This window comes from Mycolicibacterium vinylchloridicum (assembly GCF_013404075.1).
GTDB lineage: Bacteria > Actinomycetota > Actinomycetes > Mycobacteriales > Mycobacteriaceae > Mycobacterium > Mycobacterium vinylchloridicum.
Genome location: NZ_JACBJQ010000020.1, coordinates 37,327 through 62,790 on the forward strand (window position 1 = coordinate 37,327; position 25,464 = coordinate 62,790).

General features: G+C 67.6%; 21 protein-coding genes and 2 pseudogenes. 12 read left to right on the forward strand and 11 right to left on the reverse strand.

Annotated features, from left to right (window positions below):
• The first annotated feature begins 107 nt into the window (after positions 1 to 107).
• On the forward strand, positions 108 to 1,136 hold the full coding sequence (locus HPC46_RS17900) for an oxygenase MpaB family protein (protein ID WP_179472272.1): 1,029 nt from the start codon (positions 108 to 110) through the stop codon (positions 1,134 to 1,136).
• Positions 1,137 to 1,148: 12 nt separating this feature from the next.
• On the forward strand, positions 1,149 to 2,387 hold the full coding sequence (locus HPC46_RS17905) for an acyl-CoA dehydrogenase family protein (protein WP_179472273.1): 1,239 nt from the start codon (positions 1,149 to 1,151) through the stop codon (positions 2,385 to 2,387).
• Here HPC46_RS17905 and HPC46_RS35030 read toward each other — a convergent pair.
• The 6 genes from HPC46_RS35030 to infC all read right to left on the reverse strand — a co-directional run bounded on the left by HPC46_RS35030 (position 2,377) and on the right by infC (position 6,362).
• Positions 2,377 to 2,676: a hypothetical protein gene (locus HPC46_RS35030; protein ID WP_233716493.1), complete on the reverse strand. Its 300-nt coding sequence runs from the start codon at positions 2,674 to 2,676 to the stop codon at positions 2,377 to 2,379. The genes HPC46_RS17905 and HPC46_RS35030 overlap by 11 nt on opposite strands.
• Positions 2,640 to 4,241 (reverse strand): GMC family oxidoreductase, encoded by a 1,602-nt coding sequence (locus HPC46_RS17910; protein WP_179472275.1) that lies wholly within the window; start codon positions 4,239 to 4,241, stop codon positions 2,640 to 2,642. The genes HPC46_RS35030 and HPC46_RS17910 overlap by 37 nt, the downstream gene beginning before the upstream one ends.
• Before the next feature lie 96 nt (positions 4,242 to 4,337).
• The gene (locus tag HPC46_RS17915) at positions 4,338 to 5,084 is read right to left on the reverse strand and encodes a TrmH family RNA methyltransferase (RefSeq protein WP_325096696.1); all 747 of its coding nucleotides are present in this window, start codon (positions 5,082 to 5,084) and stop codon (positions 4,338 to 4,340) included.
• Between the two features lie 29 nt (positions 5,085 to 5,113).
• Complete coding sequence (rplT, locus tag HPC46_RS17920) at positions 5,114 to 5,503, reverse strand: 50S ribosomal protein L20 (RefSeq protein WP_005149096.1); 390 nt, start codon at positions 5,501 to 5,503, stop codon at positions 5,114 to 5,116.
• A 48-nt stretch (positions 5,504 to 5,551) separates the two neighbouring features.
• Positions 5,552 to 5,746 carry a 50S ribosomal protein L35 gene (gene rpmI / locus HPC46_RS17925; RefSeq protein WP_005149094.1) on the reverse strand — a complete coding sequence of 65 codons (195 nt, stop codon included), beginning with the start codon at positions 5,744 to 5,746 and terminating at the stop codon, positions 5,552 to 5,554.
• Positions 5,747 to 5,759: 13 nt separating this feature from the next.
• The gene (gene infC, locus HPC46_RS17930; protein ID WP_081479193.1) at positions 5,760 to 6,362 is read right to left on the reverse strand and encodes a translation initiation factor IF-3; all 603 of its coding nucleotides are present in this window, start codon (positions 6,360 to 6,362) and stop codon (positions 5,760 to 5,762) included.
• A 286-nt stretch (positions 6,363 to 6,648) separates the two neighbouring features.
• Between infC and HPC46_RS17935 the strand changes: the two genes are divergently transcribed.
• The 4 genes and pseudogenes from HPC46_RS17935 (at position 6,649) to HPC46_RS17950 (ending at position 12,727) form a co-directional block, all read left to right on the forward strand.
• Complete coding sequence (locus HPC46_RS17935; protein ID WP_179472277.1) at positions 6,649 to 6,984, forward strand: DUF1844 domain-containing protein; 336 nt, start codon at positions 6,649 to 6,651, stop codon at positions 6,982 to 6,984.
• A gap of 45 nt (positions 6,985 to 7,029) precedes the next feature.
• Positions 7,030 to 10,323: a bifunctional lysylphosphatidylglycerol synthetase/lysine--tRNA ligase LysX gene (gene lysX, locus HPC46_RS17940; protein ID WP_179472279.1), complete on the forward strand. Its 3,294-nt coding sequence runs from the start codon at positions 7,030 to 7,032 to the stop codon at positions 10,321 to 10,323.
• 86 nt (positions 10,324 to 10,409) lie between these two features.
• Positions 10,410 to 11,711: pseudogene (locus HPC46_RS17945) on the forward strand (alpha/beta hydrolase); the annotation flags it as partial.
• A 284-nt stretch (positions 11,712 to 11,995) separates the two neighbouring features.
• Positions 11,996 to 12,727, forward strand: coding sequence for an SDR family oxidoreductase (locus HPC46_RS17950; RefSeq protein WP_179472412.1), 732 nt, complete (start codon positions 11,996 to 11,998; stop codon positions 12,725 to 12,727).
• On the opposite strand, the gene uvrA is transcribed toward HPC46_RS17950, so the two are convergent.
• The gene (uvrA, locus tag HPC46_RS17955) at positions 12,724 to 15,630 is read right to left on the reverse strand and encodes an excinuclease ABC subunit UvrA (protein WP_179472283.1); all 2,907 of its coding nucleotides are present in this window, start codon (positions 15,628 to 15,630) and stop codon (positions 12,724 to 12,726) included. The two genes, HPC46_RS17950 and uvrA, sit on opposite strands and share 4 nt — an antisense overlap.
• Before the next feature lie 84 nt (positions 15,631 to 15,714).
• Here uvrA and HPC46_RS17960 point away from each other — a divergent pair, with 84 nt between their 5' ends.
• Together HPC46_RS17960 and HPC46_RS17965 are read left to right on the forward strand one after the other, a co-directional pair.
• Complete coding sequence (locus HPC46_RS17960) at positions 15,715 to 16,392, forward strand: MBL fold metallo-hydrolase (protein ID WP_179472285.1); 678 nt, start codon at positions 15,715 to 15,717, stop codon at positions 16,390 to 16,392.
• A 72-nt stretch (positions 16,393 to 16,464) separates the two neighbouring features.
• The gene (locus HPC46_RS17965; RefSeq protein WP_179472414.1) at positions 16,465 to 16,812 is read left to right on the forward strand and encodes an Imm63 family immunity protein; all 348 of its coding nucleotides are present in this window, start codon (positions 16,465 to 16,467) and stop codon (positions 16,810 to 16,812) included.
• A 23-nt stretch (positions 16,813 to 16,835) separates the two neighbouring features.
• On the opposite strand, the pseudogene HPC46_RS17970 reads toward HPC46_RS17965, so the two are convergent.
• Positions 16,836 to 17,087, reverse strand: a pseudogene (locus tag HPC46_RS17970) (lipoprotein LpqH); the annotation flags it as partial.
• A gap of 293 nt (positions 17,088 to 17,380) precedes the next feature.
• Between HPC46_RS17970 and HPC46_RS17975 the strand changes: the two are divergent.
• Together HPC46_RS17975 and HPC46_RS17980 are read left to right on the forward strand one after the other, a co-directional pair.
• Entirely contained in the window at positions 17,381 to 17,680 is a 300-nt protein-coding gene (locus HPC46_RS17975) for a CD225/dispanin family protein (protein WP_179472287.1), read from the forward strand.
• Positions 17,681 to 17,751: 71 nt separating this feature from the next.
• Complete coding sequence (locus HPC46_RS17980) at positions 17,752 to 18,117, forward strand: DUF2752 domain-containing protein (RefSeq protein WP_179472418.1); 366 nt, start codon at positions 17,752 to 17,754, stop codon at positions 18,115 to 18,117.
• Positions 18,118 to 18,121: 4 nt separating this feature from the next.
• On the opposite strand, the gene HPC46_RS17985 is transcribed toward HPC46_RS17980, so the two are convergent.
• Both HPC46_RS17985 and HPC46_RS17990 read right to left on the reverse strand, forming a co-directional pair.
• Entirely contained in the window at positions 18,122 to 19,132 is a 1,011-nt protein-coding gene (locus tag HPC46_RS17985; RefSeq protein WP_179472289.1) for a magnesium transporter CorA family protein, read from the reverse strand.
• Between the two features lie 31 nt (positions 19,133 to 19,163).
• Positions 19,164 to 19,610 carry a universal stress protein gene (locus HPC46_RS17990; protein WP_179472291.1) on the reverse strand — a complete coding sequence of 149 codons (447 nt, stop codon included), beginning with the start codon at positions 19,608 to 19,610 and terminating at the stop codon, positions 19,164 to 19,166.
• Between the two features lie 352 nt (positions 19,611 to 19,962).
• Between HPC46_RS17990 and HPC46_RS17995 the strand changes: the two genes are divergently transcribed.
• On the forward strand, positions 19,963 to 21,498 hold the full coding sequence (locus HPC46_RS17995) for a glycosyltransferase family 39 protein (protein ID WP_179472293.1): 1,536 nt from the start codon (positions 19,963 to 19,965) through the stop codon (positions 21,496 to 21,498).
• Positions 21,495 to 22,358: an alpha/beta fold hydrolase gene (locus HPC46_RS18000; protein WP_179472295.1), complete on the forward strand. Its 864-nt coding sequence runs from the start codon at positions 21,495 to 21,497 to the stop codon at positions 22,356 to 22,358. The genes HPC46_RS17995 and HPC46_RS18000 overlap by 4 nt, the downstream gene beginning before the upstream one ends.
• Here HPC46_RS18000 and HPC46_RS35550 read toward each other — a convergent pair.
• The gene (locus HPC46_RS35550; RefSeq protein ID WP_179472297.1) at positions 22,355 to 25,456 is read right to left on the reverse strand and encodes a hypothetical protein; all 3,102 of its coding nucleotides are present in this window, start codon (positions 25,454 to 25,456) and stop codon (positions 22,355 to 22,357) included. The two genes, HPC46_RS18000 and HPC46_RS35550, sit on opposite strands and share 4 nt — an antisense overlap.
• Positions 25,457 to 25,464: the final 8 nt, after the last annotated feature.

The following is a 25,464-nucleotide window of genomic DNA, read 5'->3' on the forward strand; positions in this document are numbered from 1 at the left end:
GCCAGCCAACCTGGTGTGACGCGGTCGACGTATCGCTATGTCAAACGCATGGTCACAGCTTCGTCGCCGTTATGGACAACGCTTGTTGTCAGCCCTATCGTCTGTACATGAGGTCAACGAAGACCACTCGCCCCGCAAAGCCGACCCCGCTCGGGCCGGACTCGCTGACATGGAAGTACTTCGGCGACCTGCGCACCGGGATGCTCGGTGTGTGGATCGGGTCGCTGCAGAACATGTACCCGCAACTGGGCGCCGGAGTGGAAGAGCATTCGATCCTGTTACGCGAGCCGCTCCAGCGCGTCGCGCGGTCGGTGTACCCGATCATGGGCGTGGTCTATGACGGCGAGCGCGCCCGGCAAACCGGCGAACAGATCAAAGGGTTCCACCAGGGAATCAAGGGTGTCGACAGTGCGGGACGGCGCTATCACGCGCTGGACCCCGAGACGTTCTACTGGGCGCACGCCACTTTCTTCATGCTGATCCTGAAGGTGGCCGAGTACTTCTGCGGCGGGCTGACCGAGGCCGAGAAGCGCCAACTCTTCGACGAGCACGTGCAGTGGTACGCGATGTACGGGATGAGCATGCGGCCGGTGCCCGAGACGTGGGAGGACTTCTGCGAATACTGGGACCGCACCTGCCGCGACGAGCTGGAGATCAACAAGGCGACGCTGGAGATCTTCGACATCCGGATCCCGAAGCCGAAGTTCGTGTTGATGCCGACACCGATCTGGGACCAGTTGTTCAAGCCGATGGTCGCCGGGCAGCGCTGGATCGCGGCCGGCCTGTTCGATCCCGCGGTACGGGAGCGGGCCGGGATGCGTTGGACACCCGGTGACGAGGTGGCGCTGCGGCTGTTCGGCAAGGCCGTCGAACTGGCGTTCTGGGCGGTGCCCGACGAGATCCGGCTGCACCCGCGGGCGTTGTCGGCGTACCGGCGCGCGGCCGGACAGATTCCGGCCGACGCTCCGCTGGTCGAGGCACCCGGTTTCATGGCACCCCCTAAAGACCGGCGCGGCATGCCCATGCACTATGTCCCTCGACACAAGAGCCTCGTCGCGCGTGCGGGGTCGCTGGTCCACACGACGTTCTCACTAGCCGGTTTGCGGCCCGCCCGAGGACGTACCGCTGCCGCCTGAACCGGAGAACCCATGATCGAATGGTCCGACGTCGATATTGCTGTGCGCGACGCCGTCCGCGAGTTCGTCGACAAAGAGGTGCGCCCGCATATCGACGCTCTGGAGAGCGGCGATATGGAGCCCTACCCGATCGTCCGGAAGCTGTTCGCCACCTTCGGTATCGGCGAGATGGCGCGGGAGTCGCTGAACAAGCGGCTGGACAAGATGCGGGCCGGCGCCGAGACGACGTCCAAGGGTGGCGCCGGCATGTTCGGCGACGGTGGCTCAGCCGGCATGGGCTTCGTGCTGATCAGTGAGCTCTGTCGGGTGAGCATGGGCCTGGTCACCGGGATGGGTGTGAGCCTCGGGTTGACCGTGCCCACCATTCAGAGCCGGGGCACGCTGGCTCAGCAGGAGCGCTGGCTGCCCGAGCTGGTGACTTACGAGAAGATCGGCGCATGGGCGATCACCGAGCCGGATTCGGGTTCGGATGCGTTCGGCGGCATGAAGTCCTACGTCGTGCGCGATGGCGACGACTACATCCTCAACGGACAGAAAACGTTCATCACCAATGGTCCCGACGCCGACGTGGTGGTGGTGTACGCCAAGTTGGACGAGGGCGATGCCTCGGTCAGCAAGCGGGATCGCAAGGTGCTGACGTTCGTGCTGGATCGCGGTATGGAGGGCTTTGTTCAGGCCAAACCGTTCCGCAAGATGGGGATTCACAGTTCGCGCACCGGTGAGCTGTTCTTCAACAACGTCCGCCTGGGCCGGGATCGCCTGCTGGGCGAGACCGAGGAGAACAAGTCCGGCGACGGCCGGGACAGTGCCCGATCGAGTTTCGCCGCGGAGCGCATCGGAGTGGTGTCGATGGCACTCGGCGTGATCGAGGAGTGCCTGCGGCTGTGTACCGATTACGCGAAGACGCGGACGTTGTGGGGCAAGGAGATCGGGCAGTTCCAGTTGATCCAGCTCAAGCTGGCCAACATGGAGGTGGCGCGAATGAACGTGCGCAACATGCTGTTCCGGGTGATCGAATGTGGGCAGACGGGCACACCGATCTCACTGGCCGAGGCGTCGGCGATGAAGTACTACTGCTCGCAGGCGGCGACCGATGTGGCCATGGAGGCGATCCAGCTCTTCGGCGGTAACGGGTACATGACCGAGTACCGCGTGGAACAGCTTGCCCGCGACGCGAAGTCGCTGATGATCTACGCCGGCAGCAACGAGGTGCAGATCACCCACGTGGCCAAGGGGCTGCTCAGCGAGTGAGCTTCGGGGGCCGGGCTCTGCTCACTTCTCGGGTTGCTGCCCGCCTCCGAGCGACAGACTCTTCGCTTCGGCACGTAATGCCGCAACCCACCCGGTCGCGGCCCCTTTCCCATCGCAGCGCGTCCGAGATTGCCTTGGACGGTCTCCCCGCGACGGTGAACCCCCAGTCGTCGAGCGCCACGACGAGGTCCGCGACAGTCGTAGGGCCGTTGAGTTGTAGATACCGGGTCAACACGTAGCGGAGGTTTGTTCCTATGTGCCGTGCAGGATCAGATCGGCGGCACGCCAGGCCATCGCCATAACCGGGCCGTTGAGATTGCCGGCCAGCATGGTCGGCATGGCCGAACAGTCCACCACGCGCAGCCCGTCGATGCCCCGCACGCGCAACTGGTCGTCCACGACGTCGTCATCGCTGGGGCCCATCGCGCAGCTGCCGATCGCGTGGTATCCGCTGTACCCGCCGTCGAGTGCCGCATCGGCCAGCGCGTCGTCGTCACACACGTCGGCCCCGGGATAGAGCTCGTGGCTGATGCGATCGGCGATCGGAGATCGGGCGAAGATCTCCCGGGTCCTGCGCACCAGCGCCGCACTCGTCTCGCGGTCGTAGTCGCTGGTCAGGTAGTTCGGGTCCAACCGCGGCGCGGCGTCGGGGTCATTCGACGTGATCTCGACACTGCCTTCCGATGTCGGCCGCAGCACGAACCCCAGAACAGAAAGCCCCGGCTGGCGCTCGATGACCATCGGTTCGCCCTCGTTGTACGCCGGGATCGTGAACGGCCCCAGCAGAAGCTGGCCGTCCACCCGGGGTTGATCGGGCGTGGTTTTCACGAATCCCAGCACATCGAACGTCGGCGTGGCCATCAGTCCCTTGCGGGTGAGTGCGTAACGACCAGCCGTGACGGCCTGCCCCAACCGGCTCGACAGCTTTCGGTTGTATCCGAGATCGGCGTTGAGCCGGTAGCGAACCACGATGCAGCGGTGCTCGCGCATCCGCCGGCCCACGTTGTCGCGTTCCAGCAGCAGCGGCACACCCGCGGCGGCCAGCACCTCACGAGGTCCGATCCCGGAGAGCTGCAACAACTTCGGGCTCCCCATGCTGCCCAAGGACACGATCACTTCGCGGCGTGCCCGGAACTCGGCGGCGCCGCCCCGGCTACGGGCCTGGACCCCAACAGCACGCCCGTTCTCGACGATGATGCGATCGACGGTCGTGCCGGTGACCACGGTGAGGTTGGGCCGGCGCCGCACCGGCTTCAGGAATGCGTCGGCGGCACTGACGCGGCGCCCGTTCTTGATCGTCGCCGTGCTGTAGCCGATCCGCTCGTCGTCGGATTCGTTGATGTCTTGGACCGCGCGTAACCCACTGGCAGCCCCGGCCGCAACGATCTCGTCGCACAGCGGGTCGAGGTCATCGGCAACCGAGATATGCAGCGGTCCGCCGGCGCCGCGCGTCGGCGAGGCACCGAACTGGTTGTCCTCGAAACCCTTGAAGATCGGCAGGATCTCGTCCCAGTTCCAGCCCTTGTTGCCGCGCCGTTCCAATTCGTCGTAGTCGTCCTTGTTGCCACGGTTGTACACCATGCCGTTGACGGAGCTGGACCCGCCCAGAAGCTTTCCGCGGGTCCAGAACTCGGACTTGTTGTTCGGTCCGAAAGGTGTCGTGGCGTAGCGCCACACGTACTTCTCGTTCTCCAGGAGCACCGCCGAGCCCTTGGGCACGTGGATCATCGGATTGCGGTCCGGGCCGCCCGCTTCGATCAGGAGGACGGACACCGCCGGATCGGTCGACAGCCGATTGGCGAGAACGCATCCCGCCGAGCCGGCTCCGGCAATGATGTAGTCGTAACGGGCCATCGCTCCCCCGGCTCTGTGACGAATCGAGCTTTACAGATTGTGCCCGAGATGTATCGCCGAGAAAGATAGCACGGCTCACCAATCCGCTTCGGCAGATTAGCCCAGCCGGAGCGAACGAGCGCTCTCGTACATGCAGATCGCCGCGGCGGCGGCCACGTTCAGGCTCTCCGCACCACCCCACATCGGCACGCGGACCCGCTCGTCTGCCAGCCGCGCGACGTCGGCGGCGAGGCCGTGTGCCTCGGAGCCGAACAGCCACGCCGTCGGCCGGGTGAGATCCACCGCGTCCAGGGTGTTGTCGGCGTCCAGCGTGGTGGCACGCACGGTCAGTCCCGCCGACCGCAACTCGGCGACGAGCACGGCGGAGTCGGGAGCCTCGAGCACCGGCAGCGCGAAGATGCTGCCCGCCGATGCGCGCAGGCACTTGCCGTTGTACGGGTCGACGCTGTCGTCGGTGAGCACCACGGCGTCGGCGCCCATCGCGTCGGCGATGCGGATCAGCGTGCCGGCGTTGCCCGGTTCGGACGTCGCGACGGCGACGAGCACGAGCCGCGGGCGGGCAGCGAGGACGTCGGCGAGGGCGACATCGGGTGGCGTGCACACCGCGACCAGTCCGGAGGGCGTCACGGTCTCCGAGAGCGCCTTGGCTGCGCGCTCGGTGACCTCGTGCACCGTCAGCCCGGCCAGCAGCTCGCTGTGGCGTTGTGCGGCAGCCTCTGTCGCGAACACCTCCAGCACGAGTCCGTGGCGGGCCGCCGCCTCGACGAGGTTCGGCCCCTCGGCCAAGAAGCGCCCAGCACGAAGACGCCCGGTGTGGCGCTGCAGTTTTACTGCAGCCACCACCCGGGCGGATCGTTCAGTGAGTGCCGTTGTCAGGCGGCTTCACCCGAAGGTGCGTTGACATCCTCCGGCAGTGCGGCCTTGGCGGCTTCGACCAGCGCGGTGAACGCGGCCGGGTCGCTGACGGCGATCTCGGCGAGATTCTTGCGATCGACCTCGATACCAGCAGCCTTCAGGCCCTGGATCAGCCGGTTGTAGGTGATGTCGTTGGCGCGGGCCGCAGCATTGATGCGAGAGATCCACAGCTTGCGGAACTCACCCTTGCGGGCACGACGGTCCCGGTATGCGTAAGTGAGCGAATGCAGCTGCTGCTCTTTGGCTTTGCGGTAAAGCCGCGAGCGCTGGCCGCGGTAGCCCTTGGACGCCTTCAGTACTGTGCGCCGCTTCTTCTGGGCATTGAGTGCGCGCTTCACGCGTGCCATTGCGGTGTTCCTATTCTTGGTCGGTCAAAAGTTGAGGGGTTACGGCGCTTAGCCGTTCAGCATCGCGTTGACACGCTTGGTGTCGTTGGCCGACACGACGGTGCGACCGTCAAGGCGGCGGGTCCGCTTGGTGGCCTTGTGCTCGAGCAGGTGGCGACGGTTCGCCTTCTGCCGCACGATCTTCCCGGTGCCGGTCTTGCGGAAACGCTTGGAGGCGCCGCTGTGAGTCTTGGCCTTGGGCATTGGTCCTCAGTTTCTAGGTGGTCTCAGGTGTTTCGGTGGGCTGGGGTTCGGCCGGACGCCCCGCGGGGGTGTCGGCGTCATGCGCCGCCTTGGCGCGAGTCTTCGCGCCGCGGTGCGGTGCCAGCACCATCGTCATGTTGCGGCCGTCCTGCTTGGCGGACGTCTCGATGAAGCCGTAGTCGGCGACATCGGCGCCCAGCCGCTGCAGGAGTCGGAACCCGAGTTCGGGCCGCGACTGCTCGCGTCCGCGGAACATGATCGTGACCTTGACCTTCGAACCCGCCTCCAGGAAGCGGATGACGTGACCCTTCTTGGTCTGGTAGTCGTGGTCGTCGATCTTGGGCCGAAGCTTCTGCTCCTTGACGACGGTCTGCTGCTGGTTCTTGCGAGACTCGCGCTCCTTGAGAGCCGTCTCGTACTTGTACTTGCCGTAGTCCATGATTTTGCAGACCGGCGGCCTGGCATTCGGGGCTACTTCGACAAGATCGAGATCGGCATCCGCGGCGACGCGGAGGGCGTCTTCGATGCGCACGATGCCTACCTGTTCCCCGCCCGGTCCGATCAGTCGGACTTCAGGTACGCGAATGCGCTCGTTGACACGGGTCTCAGTGCTGATGGGGCCTCCCTGGTTCGGTTTCCTGTGCGGACCACCGCGGTGTCACACGACGGGAACAGCTGGGGAGAATCCACGCCATCAGCGAGAAGGCCCTGCCTGAAGCAGGGCCCGATGCCGACCGATCACGGCTGACGCCGCCCTGCGAAATCGCAGGACAGATACCCTGACGGTATCTGCGACCGGACCGCTTTACCTGCGGAAATATCCGTGGCGAGCGGTGGGAGTGGGACTCCTCTTGCTGTCCCTGGCGTACGCCGGGACGGTCGTGCGTGCCAGTCTAGCAGGCATGACGGACCCCAACGACATCCGCGACCTGGCCGACATTCCCGCCGTGGAGGTGATCACCCGCGCCGCGGTGATGCTGATGAGTGCCGCCGCCGAGAAAATCGGGCTGTCTTCGCCCGATCCGGACGCCAGCGAACATCGTGACCTCGACGAAGCCCGCCGTCTGATCACTGCGTTGGCCGGTCTGGTGACCGCGTCTGCGGAATATCTCGGCCCGCACGCAGGCCCGGTACGCGACGGATTGAAAAGTCTCCAGTTGGCATTTCGGGAAGCCAGTGCGGCCCCCGACGAACCCGGCGGCGGTCCGGGCGAAAAATATACTGGCCCTGTCTGGTAGCGCACCACAGACATTTCGCATGCCGAGGGAATATCCTCGCGGCCTATGACCGTCACCACGAGTCGGCCAACTTCACGGTTTCGCTGGGTACCCGCGGCAGCGGGCTGGATCATCGGCGTCATCGCGACGCTGTCGCTGCTGTCGAGCGTTTCCACGATCATTCGGCACCTGATCCGGATGCCCCGGGAGTTCATCAACAGCTACCTTTTCAACTTCCCGGACACCAGCTTCGCCTGGGCGTTCGTGCTGGCCCTGCTGGCCGCCGCGCTCGCGGCCCGCAAGCGCATCGCCTGGTGGATTCTGGTTTTTTACATGGTGGCGGCGTCGGTCTGGAACATCGCCGACCTGATCAGCGGCGACGAGACCGCGGCCGTCGACGCCGGCGAGGTCATCGGCCTGGTCTTCCACATCGCCGCGGCCGGCGCCCTGGTCCTGGCCTACAACCAGTTCTGGGCCAGGGTGCGCCGCGGCGCCCTGCTCAAGGCGGCGGCAACCCTGGTGGCCGGCATGGCCACCGGCACGCTGATCGGCTGGGCCTTGCTCGAGTTCTTCCCCGGCACGCTGGCCCGCGAAGACCGCTTCTGGTACGCGCTGAACCGCGTCTCCGCGTTCGCCGGCGCCGGCGCGGAATCCTTCGAGGGCCATCCGCACACCTTCGTCAACGCGCTGCTCGGCCTGCTCGGCGCGCTGGCGTTGATGGTGGCCGCGATCGTGCTGTTCCAATCCCAGCGTGCCGAGAACGCACTGACCGGTGAGGACGAATCCGCCATCCGCGGCCTGCTGCAGGCCTACGGCAAGAACGATTCCCTCGGCTACTTCGCCACCCGCCGCGACAAGTCAGTCGTCTTCGCCGCCAACGCCCGCGCCGCGATCACCTATCGCGTCGAAGTCGGGGTCTGCCTGGCCAGCGGTGACCCGATCGGCGATCCACGGGCGTGGCAACAGGCGATCGCCGCGTGGCTGTCCCTGTGCCAGGACTACGGCTGGGCCCCCGGAGTGATGGGCGCCAGTTCGACTGGCGCCCAGGCATACCGCGAGGCGGGCCTCAACGCCCTGCAGCTCGGCGACGAAGCCATCCTCTACCCCGACCAGTTCCATCTGTCCGGATCCGACATGCGTGCCGTGCGCCAGGCCGTCACCCGGGCCCGTCGCGCCGGGCTGACCGTGCGGATGCGCCGGCACCGCGACTTCTCCGCCGAGGAGATGGCCGCGGTGATCGCCCGCGCCGATGCCTGGCGGGACACCGAGACCGAGCGCGGTTTCTCGATGGCGCTGGGGCGCCTCGGCGACAGCGCCGACGGTGATTGCCTGCTGGTGGAGGCGGTCCACGGCGCTGACGACGAAGTCGTGGCGATGCTGTCACTGGTGCCATGGGGCAACAACGGGCTCTCGCTGGACCTGATGCGCAGGTCACCGAAATCGCCCAACGGCACCATCGAACTGATGGTCACCGAACTCTTGCAGAATGCCGAAGATATTGGGGTCAGCCGTGTTTCGCTGAACTTCGCGATGTTCCGCGCGGCTTTCGAACAAGGAGCCCAACTCGGCGCCGGCCCCGTCGCGCGGTTGTGGCGTGCCATGCTGGTGTTCTTCTCGAAGTGGTGGCAGCTGGAGACGCTGTACCGGTCGAACATGAAATACCAGCCGCAGTGGGTGCCACGCTATGCGTGCTACGAAGACGCCCGGCTGATCCCGCGCGTCGGCGTGGCCTCCGTCATCGCGGAAGGCTTCCTGGTGCTGCCGTTCTCCCGGCGCGGCAGGCAGCACACCGGCCATCATTCGGCCGTACCCGAGGGCCTGGCCGCCTCCGGCCGGCTGCACGCCGACGGTAGCGCGCCAGATCCCGACGAACCCGACGACAGTAAGCCCGATCGCGGACAGCGGCTCCCCGACCAGGTACGGGTCCGGATGGCCAAGCTGAAAGCCTTGCAGCGCAACGGCGTCGACGCCTACCCGGTCGGCCAACCGCCTACCCACAGCGTCGCGCAGGCGCTGGTTGCCGACGACACCGTCACCCTGTCCGTCGCCGGCCGGATCCTGCGGGTCCGCGACTACGGCGGCGTGGTGTTCGCTCAGCTGCGCGACTGGTCGGGCGATGTGCAACTGTTGCTGGACAAGGCCACGCTCGACGGCGCCGCCGAGGACTTCGCCGGGGTCGACCTCGGCGATCTGGTCGAGGTGACCGGGCATATGGGCTACAGCAAGAACGGCACCCGTTCGGTACTGGTCGAGCAGTGGCGCATGCTCGGAAAGTGCCTGCGCCCCTTGCCCGATAAGTGGAAGGGCCTGCAAGACCCGGAAGCCAGAGTCCGGGCCCGATACGTCGACCTCGCGATCAACCCCGAGGCCCGCGATCTGATCCGCGCCCGCAGCAACGTATTGCACTCGATCCGGGAAACCTTGTTCGCCAAGGGTTTTCTCGAGGTCGAGACGCCGATCCTGCAGCAGATCCACGGCGGCGCCAATGCCCGGCCGTTCAAGACCCACATCAACGCATACGATCTCGACCTGTATCTGCGCATCGCCCCCGAGCTCTACCTCAAGCGGTTGTGCGTCGGGGGCGTCGAGCGAGTATTCGAGCTGGGCCGGGCATTCCGCAACGAAGGTGTCGATTTCAGCCACAATCCGGAATTCACTCTGCTCGAGGCCTATCAGGCGCACGCCGATTACCGGGTATGGATCGACGGCTGCCGCGAGCTCATCCAGAACGCGGCCATCGCGGCCAATGGCTCCGCGGTGGTGATGCGCCCCCGCGCCGACGCCCCCGATCAGCTCGAGGGAGTGGACATCTCCGGAACGTGGACGGTCAAGACGGTGCACGACGCGGTCTCCGAAGCACTCGGCGAGCAGATCGACGCCGACACCGGGCTGACCGAGCTGCACCGGTTGTGCGACGGCGCGCGGGTCCCCTACCTGACCCACTGGGATGCCGGTGCGGTGGTGCTGGAACTCTACGAACGGCTGGTGGAGGACCGCACCGAGATGCCGACGTTCTACACCGACTTCCCGACGTCGGTGTCGCCGCTGACCCGCCCGCACCGCAGCAAGCCCGGCGTGGCCGAACGCTGGGACCTGGTCGCATGGGGTGTCGAATTGGGCACTGCGTACAGCGAGCTCACCGATCCCGTCGAGCAGCGGCGCCGGCTGGAGGAGCAGTCCCTGCTGGCAGCGGACGGTGATCCCGAGGCGATGGAGCTGGACGAAGATTTCCTGCAGGCGATGGAATACGCCATGCCGCCGACCGGCGGTCTCGGAGTCGGCGTCGACCGGGTCGTCATGCTGATCACCGGGCACAGCATCCGCGAAACCCTGCCGTTCCCGCTCGCCAAACCGCGTTAGCTGAGCCGGTCGGCTCACAGCGACCGCCAAGGAAGCTTGGTCACCATGGTTGCGTGACACCGGCCGATCACCAACACATTTCGTTGATGCATGGATGGTTGCCCCTGACGGTGCAGATCCTGGCCGGTCTGGTTCTGGTGTTGGCCGCCGGCTGGCGGACGCGCCGCTGGCGGCTGTTGTGGCTGCCGCTTGCGGCTGCCGCCGGCATCGCGGCGGCGTGGTATGCCCAGCGGGCCATCTCCGATGACGGGCTGGCCGGCGATCCGGCCCCGCATCAGCTGTGGGTATGGATCGCCGTGACCACGGCGGCCGCGTTGGTGGCGATTGCGGGCTGGCGCGGCGCACGGTGGTGGCGGCGTGGCATGTCCGTGGTGGCGATCCCGCTGTGCGCACTGGCGACGGCACTGATGCTCAATCTCTGGGTGGGCTACTTCCCCACCGTGCAGACCGCCTGGAATCAGCTGACCGCGGGTCCGCTGCCGGACCAGACCGACCGCGCCACCGTCTCGGCGATGGTGGTCCAGCACGCCATCCCGGCCACGGGCACGGTGGTGCCGGTGACCATCCCCTCGGACGCTTCGCATTTCGCGCATCGCGAGGAACTCGTGTACCTGCCCCCGGCGTACTACGCCACCAATCCGCCGCCGAAGCTGCCCACCGTGATGATGGTCGGCGGGGAATTCAACACGCCCGCCGACTGGCTGCGGGCGGGCAACGCCATCAAGACGATCGACGACTTCGCGGCCGCCCATCACGGTGACGCTCCGGTGTTCGTGTTCGTCGACTCCGGCGGCGCGTTCAACAACGACACCGAATGCGTCAACGGACCTCGCGGCAACTCCGCCGACCATCTGACCAAAGACGTTGTGCCGTTCATGATCTCGAATTTCGGCGTCAGCGCTGACCGGGCGAATTGGGGTGTCGTCGGCTGGTCAATGGGCGGAACCTGTGCGGTGGACCTCACCACCATGCACCCCGATATGTTCAGCGCCTTCGAGGACATCGCCGGCGACTACGCCCCGAACTCCGGTACCAGGGCTCAGACCATCACGCGGTTGTTCGGTGGCAACGCGGCCAGCTACGCGAGTTTTGACCCCGCCACTGTCATCGCCAAACATGGTTCATACCAAGGTGTTTCCGGATGGTTCGCGATCTCGGGCAATCCGTCGGCTCAGCGTCCACTGCCGGCCGTCCCGAATCCGGGCGATCAGACGGCCGCCGCGAACGCGTTGTGCGGCCTCGGCAGCGCCAACGGCATCGACTGCTCGGTGGTGGCCGAGCCCGGCAAACACGACTGGCCGTTCGCAGCGCGCGCGTTCGCCACCGCGCTGCCATGGCTGGCCGGCCAGATCCACACACCGGGCGTTCCCGTGGTGCCCCTGCCCGGCCCCCGGTGCGTGCGCCCGGCCCGGTCACGATCGCAGCCGCGGGAGGCCCGCCCGGAGTACGGTGAGGTCATGCCCGACGACAGCTACGACGATTCTGGGGTGCCGACATTCGAGTCGGTGCAGGAGAAGATCGAGACCCGGTACGGAACCGCGCTCGGCTCAGCCGAATTGGCTGCCGAAACTCCGGAGGGCCGCACCGTCGAGGAACAGTACGAGGCGCGGCAGAAGGCCGCCGCCGAGCGGTTGGAAGAGATTCGCGCGTCGATGCACAACCCGGATCAGCCCTGACCGGGCCCGTCGTCGCGATCACCGGCGCGAGCAGCGGTATCGGCGCCGCGACGGCGCGCCTGCTGGCCGGTCGCGGCGCGGCAGTCGTCCTCGGCGCACGCCGCGATGACCGGCTGCGCGCGCTGGCCGGCGAGATTCGCGACGCGGGCGGGGCGGCGTCGACCATCGTCACCGACGTCACGCAGCGTGCCGATGTCGAGCGGCTCGTCGACGCCGCGGTGCAGGAATTCGGGCGCCTCGATGTGTTCGTCGGCAACGCCGGGATCAGCCGCATCGGCCCGACTTCCACTCTCGACGTCGACGGCTGGGACGCGATGATCGATGTCAACGTGCGCGGTGTGCTGCACGGCATCGCGGCGGCGATGCCGGTGTTCCGCCGCCAGGGTCACGGGGACTTCGTCACCGTCGTGTCGACTGCCGGTATCAAGATCGTGCCGAACATGGGCGTCTACGCGGCCACCAAGAACGCCGTGCGCACTCTGCTGGAGGCGCTGCGCCAGGAGTCGACCGACGGCGTCGTCCGCACCACGTCGATCTCACCCGGCTATGTGAACACCGAGTTGGACTCCTCGATCGAGGATCCCGAGGCCCGCAGGCAGGCCCGCGCGGCCATGGAGAGCTTCGGCATTCCGCCCGAGGCCGTCGCCAGGGCGATCGCATTCGCGATCGAGCAGCCGCGAGATGTCGAGATCGGCGACATCACCATCCGGCCGACAGTCCAGGGCTAACTGACCTTGCGCCGCCTGGCAGTCCGGGTGGTCTTCTTGGGTGCCGGCGCGTTCAGCACGTCGGACAGGAACTTGCCGGTGTAGCTCTCCGGCACCGCGGCCACATCCTCCGGCGTGCCCTGTGCGACGACCGTGCCACCGCCCGAACCACCCTCGGGACCCATGTCGACGATCCAGTCCGACGTCTTGATGACATCCAGGTTGTGCTCGATGACGATCACCGAATTACCTTTGTCCACAAGGCCGTTGATGACCTTGAGCAGCTTGCGGATGTCCTCGAAATGCAGACCGGTGGTCGGCTCGTCGAGGATGTAGACGGTGCGGCCCGTCGAGCGCTTCTGCAGCTCGGCGGCCAGCTTGACGCGCTGCGCCTCGCCGCCGGACAGTGTCGGGGCCGGCTGGCCCAGCCGCACGTAGCCCAGCCCGACGTCGACGAGGGTCCGCAGGTACCGGTGAATCGAGCTGATCGGCTCGAAGAACTCGGCCGCGTCCTCGATGGACAGGTCGAGCACCTCGGAGATGGTCTTGCCCTTGTAGTGCACTTCGAGCGTTTCGCGGTTGTAGCGAGCGCCCTGGCAGACCTCGCACGGCACGTACACGTCGGGCAGGAAGTTCATCTCGATCTTGATGGTGCCATCACCCGAACATGCTTCGCACCGACCACCTTTGACGTTGAACGAGAACCGGCCCGGCTGATAGCCGCGGACCTTGGCCTCGGTGGTGGCGGCGAACAATGTGCGGATCTTGTCGAACACACCGGTGTAGGTCGCCGGGTTGGATCGCGGGGTGCGCCCGATGGGCGACTGATCGACCCGCACCAGCTTGTCGACGTGCTCGAGCCCGTTGATCCTGGTGTGCCGGCCCGGGACCTGGCGGGCGCCGTTGAGCTTGTTGGCCAGCACCGAGGCCAGGATGTCGTTGACCAGCGTGGACTTGCCCGAGCCCGACACCCCGGTCACCGAGGTGAGCACCCCGAGTGGGAATGCGACGTCGATGTCGTGCAGGTTGTGCTCGCGTGCGCCGATCACGGTCAGTTGCTTGCGGCGGTCGACCGGCCGGCGGATGGCCGGCACATCGATGGTCTGCTTGCCCGACAGGTAGGCACCGGTGATGGAGTTGGGGTTGCGCAGCAGGTCGGCGTACGGCCCGCTGTGTACCACCTGGCCGCCGTGCTCACCGGCCGCCGGGCCGATGTCGACCACCCAGTCAGAGTGCGCGATGGTGTCCTCGTCGTGTTCGACGACGATCAAGGTGTTGCCCAAATCCCTTAGCCGCGTGAGGGTTTCGATCAACCGACGGTTGTCCCGCTGATGCAGCCCGATCGACGGCTCGTCGAGCACGTAGAGCACGCCGACCAGACCCGAGCCGATCTGGGTGGCCAGCCGGATGCGCTGGGCCTCGCCGCCGGACAGCGTGCCCGCCGCGCGGGACAGCGACAGATAGTCCAGCCCGACGTCGAGCAGGAAGCCCAGCCGGGACTGAACCTCCTTGAGTACCTGTCCGGCGATCGCCGATTCGCGGGTGCCGAGAGTCAGATCGTTGAGGAACTCCGAGCAGTCCGCGATGGACAGCTCGCAGACTTCGGCGATCGACTTCGCGCCGTGCTCCCCCGCCGCCAGCGTGACCGCCAGGATCTCGGGCTTGAGCCGGGTGCCGTCGCAGACCGGGCACGGCACGTCGCGCATGAACCCGTCGTAGCGTTCCTTCATCTGCTCGGACTCGGTTTGCTCCATGCGCCGGTGCAGGAAGGCCATCACGCCTTCGAATTCGGCGTAGTACGACCGGGTTCGGCCATAGCGGTTCTTGTAACGGACGTGGACCTGCTCGTCGCAACCTTCCAGAATCGCCTTGCGCGCCTTGGCCGGGAGCTTGCGCCACGGGGTGTCGACGTCGAAACCCATGGACTCGCCCAAGCCGGCCATCATGCGGGTGAAGTACTCCGCGGTGTGGCCCATCGCCCACGGCGCGACCGCGCCCTCGGCCAGCGTCATATCCGGGTCGGGGACCACCAGTTCCGGATCGACCTCCTTGCGGATACCCAGGCCGCTGCATTCCGGGCAGGCGCCGTACGGCGAGTTGAACGAGAACGACCGCGGTTCGAGGTCGTCGACCGCCAGGGGGTGGCCGTTGGGGCAGGCCAGCTTCTCGGAGAACCGCTGCTCGCGATGCGGGTGGTCGTCCTCACGGTCGACGAACTCCAGCACCACGATGCCGTCGGCGAGGTTCAGCGCCGTCTCGACGGAGTCGGTGAGCCGCTGTTTGGCGCTGGCCTTGACCGTCAGCCGGTCGACCACCACCTCGATGTCGTGCTTCTCCTGCTTCTTCAGCTTGGGCGGATCGGTGAGCGGGTGCACCACGCCGTCCACCCGGACCCGGCTGTAGCCCTGGCTGTTCAGCTTGTCGAAGAGGTCGACGAACTCGCCCTTGCGGGTGCGCACGACCGGCGCCAGCACCTGGAAGCGGGTGCCCTCCGGCATGGCCAGCACCTGGTCGACGATCTGCTGCGGAGTCTGCCGCGCGATCCGCTCGCCACAGACCGGGCAGTGCGGGGTGCCGGCGCGGGCATAGAGCAACCGCAGATAGTCGTAGACCTCGGTGATGGTGCCGACCGTCGAACGCGGGTTGCGGTTGGTGGACTTCTGGTCGATCGAGACCGCCGGCGAGAGCCCCTCGATGAAGTCGACGTCCGGCTTGTCCATCTGACCGAGGAACTGGCGGGCATAGGCCGAGAGCGACTCGACATAGCGGCGCTGGCCCTCGGCGAAGATCGTGTCGAACGCCAGCGAGGACTTGCCCGATCCGGACAACCCCGTGAAGACGATCAGACTGTCGCGGGGCAGGTCCAAGTCGATGCTGCGCAAGTTGTGCTCACGCGCGCCCTTGACGACCAGACGGTCAGCCACCAGCGCCCCCTTCCTGCAGGTTTATCGGCGAGAAGACGCCGCTCCCCATGCTATGTCGACCCACCGACAAGTAACGTGGCGACCATGACAGTCGTCGACGACACCTACACCGGACACGTCGAACCGCAGGCCGCAGCCCGCAGGACCGTGCCAGGAGCCACGATCATCAAGATGTCGGTGGGCCCGATGGACAACAACACATACCTGATCACGTGTTCCCACACCGGCGAGAGTTTATTGATCGACGCCGCCAACGACCCGGAACTGCTCGTCGACCTGGTGCGGGAGCACGGACCGAAGCTGACCCTGATCGTGACCAGCCACCAGCATTTCGATCACTGGCAGGCACTGGAAGCACTGGCCGCGGCGACCGGGGTGCCCACCGCCGCCCACCAGCTCGACGCCGACCCGCTGCCGGTGAAACCGGACCGGTTCCTGGCCGGCGGCGACACCATCAGCGTCGGCGATCTGGTCTTCGACGTGATCCACCTGCGCGGCCACACCCCCGGCTCGGTGGCACTGGCACTGCGGCCCACCGCCGAGCGGACGGCCACTCACCTGTTCACCGGCGACTGCCTGTTCCCGGGCGGGGTCGGAAAGACCTGGGAACCGGGCGCGTTCGAGCAGTTGCTCGGCGATGTGAACGACCGGGTGTTCGGCGTGTTCGGCGACGACACCGTCGTCTACCCGGGCCACGGCGACGACACGAGCCTCGGCTCTGAGCGGCCGCATCTGCAGGAGTGGCGCGAACGCGGCTGGTGATCCGTGGACGCCAAATCGACTGAACTGCAAGCTCAGATCGACCGCCTCTCAGCTCAACTGGAAGTCCGCACTGTGACTGTCGGCTTGTTGACAAATGATGGACTCAACATCTACGTCGGCGACGACGGCTGGTACCACTTCGCCTTCTACGAACGCGGGAAGGTCGGATTCGATCGAGTCGGCAGCCTGAACGACGTCCTGTACTGGTTCTGCCAAGGTGAGGTCTCGAACCTCGCCCACAAGTATGTCGGCGACCGTGCGCAGGCATTCCAATTCGAGTACGACGTTCTTCGCCGCTTCAACCCGGAGTGGGCCAAACGCAACGTGCGTGAAACGGCAGCAATGTTTCGGCGACATCGCCCCAATGAGCCGAATCCAGAAGGAATCTCGTTGCTTCCCGACATCGGCGAAGCGCTGTGACATAACGGGTTACGCCGACCCCACTAGGGGCAGGTCGCGACGATCTCGAACGGCCTGCTGACCTGCTTGCCGGTCGAGTCCGAACCGCTGGCATTGCCTTTGATGGTGTAGGTGTTGCCGTCCTTGGTGGCGGTGGCGGAATCGCCGGGCACCCCGTCGGTGAAATTCAGCACCACCCCGTTGACATCACCGATCGCGATCGAGAACTTGCCGTCCGTCGTCGCGCACACCACCGGCCCGTCGACCTGCTTGGCCTGACCGTCGATGGTGACCGTGGCTCCCGTCCCACCGCGCCGACCGTCAAAATCGCCACTGCGCCAACGACACTCAACAACTGAATCCTCATCGGCCTCTCCTTGCGTTGATGGCCAGTTGGGGCGAGCCTAAACCACGGTCACGTGTCGAAATCCGAAACAGACAATCGTTCAAATATCCGGTTGGCAAAACTTCGTGCACCGCGTGAGGACGCGCATGCAACGATCCAAGCGATGCCCCATACCCAGGGGTTACATCGGGTAGCCTAAGCACGCTCTGCACCGTTAGCTTGTCCAATAATTCGGAGGCGTCGATGTCCCAGCAACCTTATGGAGCCCCACCACCGGCACAGCAGCCCAAGAACAATCTGGCGCTTGCCATCCTGGCCACGATTTTCTGCTTCCCGATCACCGGCATCGTCGCGATCGTGAAGGCCGCCCAGGTGAACGGGCTGTGGGTTCAGGGCCAGTATGCCGAGGCCGAGGCTTCGGCCAAGGCCGCCAAGAAGTGGGTGATCTATAGCGTGATCGCGTGGGTCGTCATCCTCGTGATCTACGGCGTTCTGTTCGCTGCCGGCGTGATGAATATGGACGTCGAAACCACCACGTCGTGACTTCGACCGAGGTTGGGCAGGCGGCCGACGGCCGTCTCGCCCGCCTCGGCGCGCCGATAGTCGTCGGTGCAATGGCCGCGTGCGCCTGTGCGGCGGTGTGGATCGCCGACCCGACCACACCCGGCGGCGTACTACCCGTGTGCCCGACGAAAGCCCTTCTCGGCGTTGACTGTCCGGGTTGCGGAACGCTGCGCATGATCTATTCGCTGCTGCACGGCGATCTCCTGGCGGCCGTCAGGTTCAACGCGCTGGCGTTGGTGGCGTTCGGCTTGTTGGCCGTGGCCTATGGGACGTGGACCTATGGCCGCGTCACCGGCCGGCAGATCACAGGGTGGCAACACCGTCGATGGGCGCCGGTCGTGGCGCTGGCGGTGATATCGGCGTGGTTCGTGGTGCGCAATCTGCCGTTCGCACCGTTCACCGCGCTACACGTCTGATGCCTCAGATCCAGCCGCGCCGCTTGAACGCGACGTAGAGCAGGCCCGACGTCACGATGATGATCAGGGCGCTGGCCACCACCCCCGCCGTCTGAGAGAACCCCGGATACGGCACGTTCTGCCCGTACCAACCGGTTACCGCCGTCGGCACGGCAATGATGGCCGCCCAACCGGTGAGCTTCTTCATGATCGTGTTGAGCCGGGCGTCCTGCAGCGACAGATTGGTCTCGAACACCGTGGTGATCATGTCCCGCAATGACTCGGTCCATTCCGCCGCGCGGATGACGTGGTCGTAGAGATCCGAGTACCAGCTGTCGAGTTCGACGGTGTCGGAATGCTCGGCGCGGCGACGCATGATCGTGTTGATCACCTCGCGCATCGGCAGCACGATGCGGCGCAACTCGACGAGCTCCTTGCGCAGCCGATACGTCGAGCGCTGGATCGTGCGGGTCACTGCGCGATCGTCGAACAACCCGTCCTCGAGGGACTCGATCGCGTCGTCGAGCTGCTGGATGGTGTCGAACTGACCGTCGACGATCACGTCGAGCAGGCCATGCAGCAGTGCCGGTGGTCCCATCTTCAACAGGTCGGCGTTCTCATCCCACCGGCGGACCACTTCGTCTATGTCGAAAACCGGCTTCTGCGGATCGATTTCGTGCCGGACGGTGACGATCCCGGCGGGCAGCACGAAAATCGACACCCTGGTCATCAGCAGCCGCGACTCCAAGTCGTTGACCATCGGCGGCGCCAGCGCGGTGGCGTACACGGTGAGAAACGTGTGCGACGCATAGCGCGTGGCCTTGGTGCGCTCGGCATGAGCGACGGTGTCCTCGACGGCGTGCTGATCGAAGCCGAGCTCGTCGGCCAGTTCGCAGAGCACGCCATGATCCGGGTTGCACATGTCCACCCACACCAAGGCCCCGTCCTCGGCGAGGTGAGTGGACACGTCGTGGAGGGGGAAGTCCTCCGTCTTCAGTACGCCATCGACCCACAGTCGGGTTCGGCAGTGGGTCATCGGTCCAGTCTGCAGCGGCCCGGCGGTATGCCTAGCCGGTGGTGTGGACGATCAGCACGTCGGTCTTGGACCGCCGCGCCACATTGGCCGGAACCGACCCCAGCAGGCGGCCCGCGATCGTGCTCAGTCCGACGTTGCCGACGACCAGCAGGTCAGCGCCGACCTCTTCGGCCAGATCCACCAGGGCGTCAACCGGAGCACCGACGACAGCGCGCTCTTCGACCTCGGCAGCACCAGCTTCCTTGGCCCGGTCGCGCGCCTCTCGCAGGATCGCGTAGATGGGGGCGTTGCCCGCCATCTTGTAGCCCTCGTCCTTCAGCAGGTCGGCCGCGCGGGTGTCCTCGGAAGCCGGGAAATAGGCGGTCGCCACGATGACCTTGGAGCCCGGGCTGGAGGCGAGGTAGCCCGCCCGGTCGACTGCACGCAGCGATGAATCCGAGCCGTCCGTGCCGACGACCACGGTCTTGTAACCGCCCATTCGTACCCTCCAGTCTCCAATTTCAACGCCGTCTGGAACATTAACGCCTCGGCACCACGCAAGGGTGCGATTCACGCCACGCGGCAATTACGGCGCGCCGCGCGACGCCACTCTACCGGGGAAAATAGCGGGCCCGACAGTTGTGTGTGCCGCCCGACAGGGTGGCCTGTGGCAAATCCAGATCGCATCGGATTCGCGATTGTCGGGGCCACCACACGTCAATGATGACCAATGAACTGAATTCAAAACCCCGTGAATTCGCCAAGCTGGCGATCACCGCCGCACCTGACGGTCTGGTGAACTGCGGGTTACTGTCTTGCTCACCAATCGACACGGGTACAGGACCGCCTACGTGAGCATCACCATTCGGCCCGAACCGGCCACCGGCGTCGGGCAACGCCCCGCCACCTCGGCCCGGTCGCTCGACGCCGTCTGGGTGGCGGTGTTCGCGGCTTCGGTCAGCGCCGCGGGTGCGGCCCGGCCATCGCTCTGGTTCGACGAAGCTGCGACGATCTCGGCGTCCACCCGCCCGCTGCCCGACTTGTGGCGGATGCTCGGCAACATCGACGCCGTCCACGGCCTCTACTACCTGGTGATGCACGGCTGGTTCGCGGTGTTCCCGGCAACCGAGTTCTGGTCCCGGCTGTCGAGTGCGCTGGCGGTCGGCCTGGCGGCCGCCGGTGTGGTGGTGCTGGGCCGGCAACTGTCGACCCGCTTGGTCGCGACGACTGCCGGTGTGGTGTTCGCGCTCCTGCCGCGCGTGACGTGGGCCGGGCTCGAGACGCGGTCGTATGCGCTGGCGATGGTCGCCGGTGTGTGGCTCACCGTGCTGTGCCTGGTCGTCATGCGCCGCAACGAGTCTCGGTGGTGGCTGGGTTATGCGGTGTCGATGATCATCGCCACCCTGCTGAACGTCTTCTTGGTTCTGCTGCTGCCCGTGCACGCGGTGCTGGTGGCGGTCATGGCCGATACCAGAGCGGTGCGGTGGCGCTGGGCGGTGACCGCATTGGCCGCAGGCGCCGGCGCCACGCCGTTCCTGCTGTTCGCGCAGACCCAGCTGTTCCAGGTGAATTGGATTTGGCCGCTCGACGGCCGGACCGTCGGAATGATCCTGCGGGAGCAGTACTTTGATGACTCCCTACCAACTGCGGTACTGACTGGGCTGCTGATCGCCGCCGGCCTGCTGCGGTGGCCGCTGGCCGGCCGCCGATCGCGACGGTTGGTCGCAGTCACCGTGGCGTGGATCGCCATCCCGACCGTCATACTGCTCGCGTATTCGGCGCTGCGGCATCCCGTCTATTACCCGCGGTACCTGTCTTTCACCGCGCCGGCCGCAGCGCTGCTCATCGCGCTGTGCATCGTCGCGGTCGGCAAGTCCCGGGCCGGGATCACCGCGCTGCTCGTCGTTTTCGCGCTCGCAGCGACGCCGAACTATCTGGCCCAGCGCGGCCCGTACGCCAAGGAAGGTATGGACTACAGCCAGGTCGCTGACGTCATCACCCGGCATGCCGCCCCTGGCGACTGTTTGGTGATGGACAATTCGACTGCCTGGAAACCCGGACCCATCCGCCCACTGCTGGCCGCCCGCCCTGCCGCGTTCGCCAAGCTGCACGACTACGGCCGGGGCCCGACAGCGATCCAGCGGAATTGGTTGTGGGACGGTCACATCGCCGTCTGGTCCTGGGCCGACAAGATGCCGGATTGCCCAGCGATCTGGACGGTATCGGAGCGGGACAAGACCTTGCCCGATCACCAGCAGGGCGCGGCGTTGACGGCGGGCCCGCGCCTGGGCCGCACCATGGCCTACCAGGTGCCCAGCCGGTTCGGCTTTCGCGTCGTGGAACGCTGGCAGTTCAGTTTTGCGCAGGTCACCAAGTCGGTCCGATGATCCCCAGGCCTGGCGAGAACCTCACCGTGCGACTGGCCGACGGGCGCTCGGTCGGGTACGCGCAGTACGGCACGCGCGACGGCGCCGTCGTCGTCAACGCCCATGGTGGGCTGGCCTGCCGGCTCGATGTGGCGGCGGCCGACAACGCGGCGCGAACCGCCGGGGTCCGGCTCATCTCACCGGACCGGCCGGGAATCGGCGGTTCCGATCCGCAGCCCGGACGCACCATCCTGGACTGGACCCGCGACGTCGCAGACATGCTGGATCAGCTTGGTGTCGAACACTTTTCGGCGATGGGCTGGTCGATGGGCGGCCAGTACGCGGCCGCGCTCGCCTGGGCGCTACCCGAACGAGCGAAGCGGGTGGCGATCATCGCGGGCGCACTACCGCTGACCGAACCCGGCGTGTTCGCACAGCTGCCCGCCTTCGACCGGATCTACACCCGGTTGTCACAGCGGGCCCCCTGGCTGGTGAAGCCCTGCTTCAGCGCGATGGCGCTGGCCGCAAGAGCGACACCCATGCTCTACGGGCGTCTCGCCGCCGGCCAAGTGGGCGCTGCCGATGCCGCCGTGCTGCGCGACGACGGTTACGGCGAGTTCGGACGGATGTCGGCCGAGGCGCTACGGCGCCCGGCCGGTGTCGTCGAGGACTACCGGGCCTGGATGCGGCCGTGGGGCTTCGCGCCCGAACAGATCACCATCCCCGTCGACGTCTGGGGCGGACAGCAGGACGAGCTGGTGAACATTGCCTGGCCGCGTGAGCTGGCGCGTCGCATTCCCGGTGCGACTCTTCATGAGCGGCCAGGCGGCCACTTCCTCGCCCACCTGTATTACCCCGACATCTTTGCCCGGTTGAGTTAGTCGCCGAACCACCGGTTCGCCGGTGGCAGCTCCGTGCCCAGGATGGCGCCGGCCGGGGCCCCGGATTCGGTGCCCGACTTCTTCGCCGACCACCCGGTGCCCACGCACAGCAGGTCGCGTGGCGTCGAGATCGTCGACGGCAGCGGGATACCGAAGCCCGGGATGCCGGGGATCGTCAGCTGCGGCGGCGTGAGCAGCGTCGCCACACCCTGCGCCATGGTCCCGAACAACTGAGCCGGTGGCGTCGGCAGAGTGCCGGCCGCATCGGAGATCGGCGCCGCCGGAATCAGGCTGCCGAGACCGCCCGGCTGCGGGCCGATGTAGCCGCCAGGCCCACCCGGAAGAACGGTCGGCGGGGTCGGCGGGGTGGCCCCCCGGTTGTTTCCGGGCGTACCCGGAGTCGCCGCGGGCGGGGTCGGGATCCCGCCGCCGCCACCACCACCCGGACCACCGGGAACTGCGGCGGGCGGAGTGCCCGGAGTCACCACATCGTTGGTGAACGGCACGCCCGGGACCGAGGCCGGCGGAGTACCGGGAACGCCACCACCACCGGGAATCCCACCCGGGGGCACCACACCCGGCGGAGTACCGGGAACCCCTCCACCACCGGGAATCCCACCCGGGGGCACCACACCCGGCGGAGTACCGGGAACGCCACCACCACCGGGAATCCCACCCGGGGGCACCGCAGCAGGAGGAGTCCCGGGGACACCACCGCCGCCCGGCACCAGACCAGGAGGCGCGGCGGCCGGCGGGGTCGGGACGCCGGCACCGCCGCCATCGACAGCGGCAGCGGGCAGCGCAGCCGCAGCAGGCGGGGCAGGCACACCGGCGGCCGCGGCCGCGATCGCCTCGGCGGGAACTCCGGCTGACGGGGCGACCACACCCGAGGCATCGGCGACGGGTGCACCTACCGCGCCACCCGCACCTGCGCCCGCGCCGGGAACTCCGGCTGCGGCCAGTGGCGCGCCCGCGGTTCCGGAACTGTCCGACAGTGCGGCGGCAGGAACTGCTGCGCCGGCATTGTCGGTGACCGGAGCGGCCGGGACACCGGCGGGGCCGGGGATGCCTCCGCCGTCTCCGACCGGGACGCCGGGCACACCGGCGGGCGGGGTCGGAACTCCGGCGCCGCCACCACCACCGGGACCTCCCGGGACCGCGGCCGGAGGCGTCGGCAGACCACCACCGCCAACCTCACCGGGCGTACCGGGCACAGCACCCGGAGGCGTCGGCAAACCACCACCGCCAACCTCACCGGGCGTACCGGGCACAGCACCCGGAGGCGTCGGCAAACCACCACCGCCAACCTCACCGGGCGTGCCAGGGATGCCGGCCGGCGGAGTCGATCCGGTCTCCACGACGTTGCCGCCCGGCGTGCCCGGAACCGCAGCCGGCGGTGTCGGCAGGCCACCACCGGTGCCACCGCCGGGGGTACCTGGCACGGCCGCCGGCGGAGTCGAAAGCTCTTCGACGCCAGGGGTTCCCGGCGTACCGGGGATGACCGTGGGCGGCGTCGGCGGGATCTCCATGCCGGGCGTGCCCGGAGTGGGCGGCAGCGCGGCGGGCGTGCCGGGCACACCCACGTTCAGCGGCACTCCGGGGCCGCCGGGGACGGCGGCCGGCGGAGTGACGATGCCAGGAGTCGACGCCGCACTGGGCACACCGGGCAGGGTGATCGGTGGAGTGCCAGGGACATTCAGCATGCCGCCGGGAGTCGGGACGCCCGGAATCGATGCGCCGGGAGGGGGCAGCGTCCCCGACGCGTCGTTGATCACGTTGCCGGGCACCGCGGCTGGAGGAAGCCCCGGAGTGTTGAGAGACAGGTTGTTCCCTCCACCCGGAACTCCGGGCACCTCGGCCGGCGGAGTGACGATCTCTGCGGGCACCTCACCGCCGGGAACAGCAGCCGGCGGGGCCGGCGGAGTGCCGCCACCACCGGGCAGCTCACCACCGGGGACTGCGGCCGGCGGAACCGGCGGAGTCACAACGGTTTCGGGCAGCTCGCCACCCGGGACGGCCGCGGGTGGGGTGCCGGGGACACCGCCACCGCCGGGCAGTTCACCACCGGGCACACCCGCAGGCGGAGTCCCGGGAACACCGCCACCACCGGGCAGTCCGCCAGGGGGCACCTCGGCGGGCGGAGTACCCGGGAAACCGCCACCGCCGGGCAGCTCGCCAGGTGGTACAGCCGCGGGCGGGCCGGGCGGAAGCGCCCCACCGCCGGGGATCCCGGCTGGCGGAGCGGCGGCCGGCGGAGCAGGCGTCGCGCCGGAGGCATCGGCCAGCGGTGCGGCAGGCACCGCGGCCGCGGGCGGCGGAACCAGACCGTTGGCATCGGAGATCGGGGCACCTGCGTCGCCGCCACCGGCGGGCAGGGCGCCGGCCGCGTCAGCAACCGGGGCGCCGGCACCGCCAGCACCACCGCCCGAGCCTGCGCCGGCATCGCCGCCACCGGGCAGGCCGGCCGCGGCCTGGGCGACGGGAGCGCCGCCCTCGCCACCGCCAGGCAGGCCACCCGGTGCGCCGGCCACCGGCGCGGGCGCACCGCCGGCACCCCCGGCAGGCACACCGGCGGCGTCATTGACGGGTGCGCTGGGCACTCCCCCTGGCGGCGTCGGGATACCACCGCCACCACCACCGGGCGGAGTACCCGGAACACCAGCAGGCGGCGTCGGGATACCACCACCGCCACCACCGGGCGGAGTACCCGGAACACCAGCAGGCGGCGTCGGGATACCACCACCGCCACCACCGGGCGGAGTACCCGGAACACCAGCAGGCGGCGTCGGAATGCCACCACCGCCACCACCGGGCGGAGTACCGGGGACCGCAGCTGGTGGGGTCGGGATATTACGTGTGACGGAGGTGCCGGGAGCGCCAGGAACTGACGCCGGCGGGACGGTCACCCCGCCGGTACCTGGCGTTCCCGGCGAGCCGGGGACGCTCGCCGGTGGCACCCGGATGCTGCCCGGCACGGTCGCGGGCGGAATCGGGCCACCGGCGGTGGGCGGGTTGTTGGTGAAGATCGAGTTCGACGTGCCGGGAATGCCCTGCGACAGGTCCGGCGGCGTGGTCAGGCCCTGATGAAGGATGCCCATGCACGGCA